Annotated in this window: 6 protein-coding genes; all 6 read right to left on the reverse strand. The window is 31.5% G+C overall.

Features of this window, described 5'->3' with window-relative positions; translation table 11 throughout:
• Positions 1-244: 244 nt before the first annotated feature.
• Positions 245-712 (reverse strand): DUF334 domain-containing protein, encoded by a 468-nt coding sequence (locus KA893_RS11235; RefSeq protein ID WP_210125811.1) that lies wholly within the window; start codon positions 710-712, stop codon positions 245-247.
• A complete protein-coding gene (locus KA893_RS11240; protein ID WP_210125813.1) occupies positions 669-1616 on the reverse strand; it encodes a relaxase/mobilization nuclease domain-containing protein in 948 nt (315 codons plus the stop codon). Before KA893_RS11240 ends, KA893_RS11235 begins: the two co-directional genes overlap by 44 nt.
• Complete coding sequence (locus KA893_RS11245; RefSeq protein WP_070039682.1) at positions 1603-1791, reverse strand: hypothetical protein; 189 nt, start codon at positions 1789-1791, stop codon at positions 1603-1605. Before KA893_RS11245 ends, KA893_RS11240 begins: the two co-directional genes overlap by 14 nt.
• Positions 1776-2153, reverse strand: a complete 378-nt coding sequence (locus tag KA893_RS11250) for a plasmid mobilization protein (protein ID WP_210125815.1) — start codon at positions 2151-2153, stop codon at positions 1776-1778. Before KA893_RS11250 ends, KA893_RS11245 begins: the two co-directional genes overlap by 16 nt.
• A 269-nt stretch (positions 2154-2422) precedes the next feature.
• Positions 2423-3271: a streptomycin adenylyltransferase Str gene (str, locus tag KA893_RS11255; RefSeq protein WP_001258486.1), complete on the reverse strand. Its 849-nt coding sequence runs from the start codon at positions 3269-3271 to the stop codon at positions 2423-2425.
• Positions 3272-3278: 7 nt separating this feature from the next.
• A complete protein-coding gene (locus tag KA893_RS11260) occupies positions 3279-4223 on the reverse strand; it encodes a replication initiation factor domain-containing protein (RefSeq protein ID WP_210125817.1) in 945 nt (314 codons plus the stop codon).
• Positions 4224-4645: the final 422 nt, after the last annotated feature.

A 4645-nucleotide genomic window follows, 5' to 3' on the forward strand; every position in this document is an offset into this window, starting at 1 on the left:
GGAACCCTTAACAATCCCAAAACTTGTCGAATGGTCGGCTTAATAGCTCACGCTATGCCGACATTCGTCTGCAAGTTTAGTTAAGGGTTCTTCTCAACATCAATAAATTTTCTCGGCATAAATGCGTGTCTAATCTTTTTTAGAACGATTAATCAAAAAATAACCTAAAAGACCACAAACCAAAATAAATAAAAATATAAGCATTTTTTAATCTCCTTTTTAGAAAACTTTATTACATTACTTTTTAATCGTGAAACCTTGCTCTAATCCATTCATACAAGATGATAAAGCCACCTATACACACAATATAAGGAATTCCATAAGCTATATACCAAAGAAACGCTACAAATCCTTCAGACGCTTTTATTTGGCTTGCTATAGATTTCTGCAATACATCTAATTTAAAAAATTCCATGAAGTCACTACCTATGGTCATAATTAAAGCAAATAACATAAAGACTAACAACATAGCCCCAATACCTGTAAATAATTGCTTTTGTCTTTTTTGATAATGCTCATGTGATTCTCTCACTTTACGCAACATTTCTTCGTTTTCTTCTCGGACTTTACGAGTATCTTGTCGCAATGCTGCTTGAATATCTTCAGTATTCACTTTACCTAACTTTTTTTGTGCTATATCGACAAAATCATTATGTGCTTGAATACCACTAGAGCGAAAGACCTCCGCCGTCTCTTTTAATTTCGACGTCATTACTTTGTGTTCTTGGTCTCTCGTTTTCTGATTCTCTTGTATCTCTGTTAGATATTTTACGATTAGCTTGTTTTGTCTCTTGAGCTCTTTCAATTCTTCGTTGTTTGAGTTGCTCTGTATGCTGCTCGACTGCGTCCCAGTTGACCTTGAATCCGTCTGCATATTCGGGTTCTCTTTGTTGTTCTTGATGTCTTTCATGCTCATAGTCAATCGCCCCTTTTTCATAATCTGAACCTAGCGTTCTTCCACGCACCCATTTATTTGCATTTTCAGGCTTATATGAGATTGTTTCGCCACGAAGCTTAACTTCTACCCCTTTTTCTTCTAAATGCTCTGAAAACGTCTCTAAATTGCTTGTATGTTCTTTTGCATTTTCAATCAATTCACGTAATTCATCTTTCCAAGAATATTCTTCTCTATCAAACACAATGCCCTTTTCTGCTTGCGTGTATCTCATTTTGGCAGTGCCACGTTCTGTCACACTCAAACCATGTTCACGACAGACATTGTCATTTTCTTTTTTGACTAAATCACGTTGTTTTTTATTACTTTGATATTTCTTTCCAGTTTCTAGATCAACTGAATTAATCACAATATGATTATGATAATGGTCTTTATCTGTATGCGTATAAACAGCTACTTGATGATTAGGTGCTATCTTTTTTGCAAGTTCTAAGCCGAGTTGATTACATTGTTCAGGTGTTACTTCGCCAGGTTTAAAAGACTGAATAACTGTATGTGCTTGAATTCCATCTTCTTTGCCATACAAGGCTCTTGTTTGTTTAAAAGCCGATTTCGCATAATCTACATCACAATTCAAACCACTTTTTTCTTCTGCACGTTTCTCTGCGTAATTGATTGCTCGACTTGCCGACTTTGTATTACCTAATTTAGTTGTTGCCATCGTTACCACTTCGTTTCTTATTTATCGCTTTAATTAATAAAACAATATTAACAATTACAGCTATTCCCAAAATATATAAAAGTCCATACTCCTCAATGTAAATACTAAAAATAGCAACCCCACAAACTGCTATTAAAATAAATAAACTTCTTACAATTTTTACATTTTGTTCCATATGTCATTCAACCTTTCACGAACAGCGTTAATGTTATGTTCTAATCCTTCATAATTCGGTGCATCATGTTGATGTTGATTGCAATATTTAGCAATTTGATTCACGTTTGCGCCTAACTTACTTAAATCTTTGGCAATCGATTGTCGCGTCTCTTTATCAAATTTGGGCGCTACCAATCGACTTCCCTGTGCCTTCTTTTTAACAAAATTCGGCACACTCATATTCAAAGTTTCGGCAGATGACCTCAACTTTTCATATTCGGATTCGCTCACTCTGAAACTAATTTGTTTTGGCTCTTTGCGGTTGGGTTTTCGGTTTTCCCCAACAGACAAATCGCTAGCCAAATTATTATGTTCACTCATTCAATCCCACCACGTTTCTTCGAAATATATTACTTTCTATATTTGTAGATTATAGGATAATCAACAAAATTTCAAGTAATAATGTGGTTTGGCAAGCGTCGTATATTCTAGCCACTTCGTTCTGAATATACCGGCTTGCTGGGATTAATCCCAGACCCTTTATGTTTTTGCTAACGCAAAAAATGAGTGACAAAATGCTAGCCACTCATAGTTCAAAACCAAATTCAAAATCAAAACAAAAGCAACCAAAAATGTGGTTGCTAATAAAATTAATTCTCATAATTATTACGAATAAAATTCTCAATATTTTTTTCGTAATTTGGATAGTTATAATTTCCTAAACAACTTACTTTATTTGAATAATATTTAAATAATTCACAACAAAGCTTAAAAGATTGGTATGTCTTTCTATATCCATTCATCTCAAAAGTAGCTAAAAGCATATTGAATTCTTTATCAGTTAAATATTTGTTTATAAACTTATAATTCTTTCCTAAACTAAAATCAAAACCCCTATTAAAGCCAATATACCAAGAAATCATTCTTAATAATTCAGGACGTAAAATATTATTGAAATGATCTAAAGCAAATAATATTTCTCTTCTAAAAACACCCTTTGCTACATACGTTGAGACACTCCAAAACTCATTACAGCAATCATAAAATTCTCGTTCTGTTGGTTTTTTTAACCAATAATTTGAGTCATCTGGAACAATTTCTTGAGTTACTAAATTATCTTTATCAACTAAAATTTTTACAAGACCATCAGAATCACTAAAATAACGATTTAAATCTTTTAAATTAATTAATGTAATATCCATTTTTATGCCATCTTTAAAATACATTATATAACTGTAACCATAATCTAAATCAGGTGGGAATAATTCCATATCTTCTGGTTTCTGTATAAACAATAATTCTCCAAATAAACTTAACCAACTTTCTTCATGTGTGAAATACTCAATATCTGATACGAAAAAAGCAAAATCATAATCTTGAAACTTATCTTTTTTTATATTTTCATTAGTTCTTGAACCCTCGAGAGCAATAATTTTTACATTGCTTCGTTGATAAGCAAATTCAGAAACTAAATTTAAAATTTCTTTTTCAGTCCTCATTGTTTTTTCACTCCCAAAATCTAAATTCACGCTGCCAAAATTCAATCTGCTTTTGCAATTGTTTTTCATTCTCTTTTAAAGTCAATTTCATTAAGTCCGTTAAATCAATTTCTGAAATACTTTTTAACATTTCTCTGTATTTATTTTTTGTACGTCTTTCTAATTTACCCCATGTACTTTCTTCATGAATTAGCATATAAATCATTGCTTGGTCTTTTACTTTTTCTAAACTAGACCAATCTGGTTTCAAAATATGTAAATCATTAAAACAATCGTTCCAATAATCAACCATATCTCTTTTTAATTCAATTTCTACACGCCATAAGTGTTCAGACATAACTTCAATGTCTGCATTATCCTTACGTTCTTGTTTTTTATTATAAATTCTAATAAATCTATCACTGTCACGAACACCAAAATATTTTGTTTCTGGTTTACCGTTACGACCATAAAAAATAGTTTTCTTAACTGATTTATCAGTCATCGCATAATAATCGCTCAAATCGTCTTCAAAATCAAAAGCCAAATCTAATCTTGTAAAACCATCATCTTCCATGTAGTCAATGATGTTTTGTTTTAACCAAAGCATTTCTTCATGCGTAAGTTTATTAGGATTAAATTCAACACGCATATTACGTCTATCCCACGCATCTGCTTTTACTTTATCATATTCGATGTAAACTTTTTCTTGTAGAGCCTTAGCTTTAAATTTGGTTTGTAATATATCCCAAAGTCTAATTTGTGGCGCAATACTCATAAATTCAGACAGTTTGTGAGCATTGTTCTTATTAAGATTCCCAACAATTGTCATAGCATCAAAGTGTAATTTTGGTTCGGGGGTGCACATAATATGTCGGTTTAACCGGCTATTAGAGTAGCCGGTTTTAGAAAAATTATCTAAATCGTGATTTTCTAAGTGATTTGAATGATTTGCGTGATTATTTTTACTCATAAAAAATCGACTCCTTAATTTACTTTAAGAAGTCGCTCACCCAAATATATATCTTGAAGAATAAACTTATATCGTTTAATATCTAGATATACAAAAATTAATAAAACATAACTCTTTATATTTTATTTAGGTAAGTCGCATTCACAAACTTTGGACGGGGAGTGAGCGACTTCTTTTTATTTGTTTATTAATATAACACTATCAAAAGGCTTGGTCTAATCAGATCAAGTCTTTTTTAGTACCAAAACTTATTACATAATCAAAATTACATTTCTTTAGTTAATTTATATTGCTTATAAGCGTAATAAACTATTAATGATTGTACTACCACTTGTGCAAATGATAATCCTATACGAATACTTTTCTTAGTTTTCTCACTCATTTTCTTCAACTCCTTTCGCTGCTTTATTCCAATTGCTTTA

It is taken from the genome of Staphylococcus sp. GDY8P126P (genome assembly GCF_017891965.1).
GTDB classification, from domain to species: domain Bacteria; phylum Bacillota; class Bacilli; order Staphylococcales; family Staphylococcaceae; genus Staphylococcus; species Staphylococcus saprophyticus.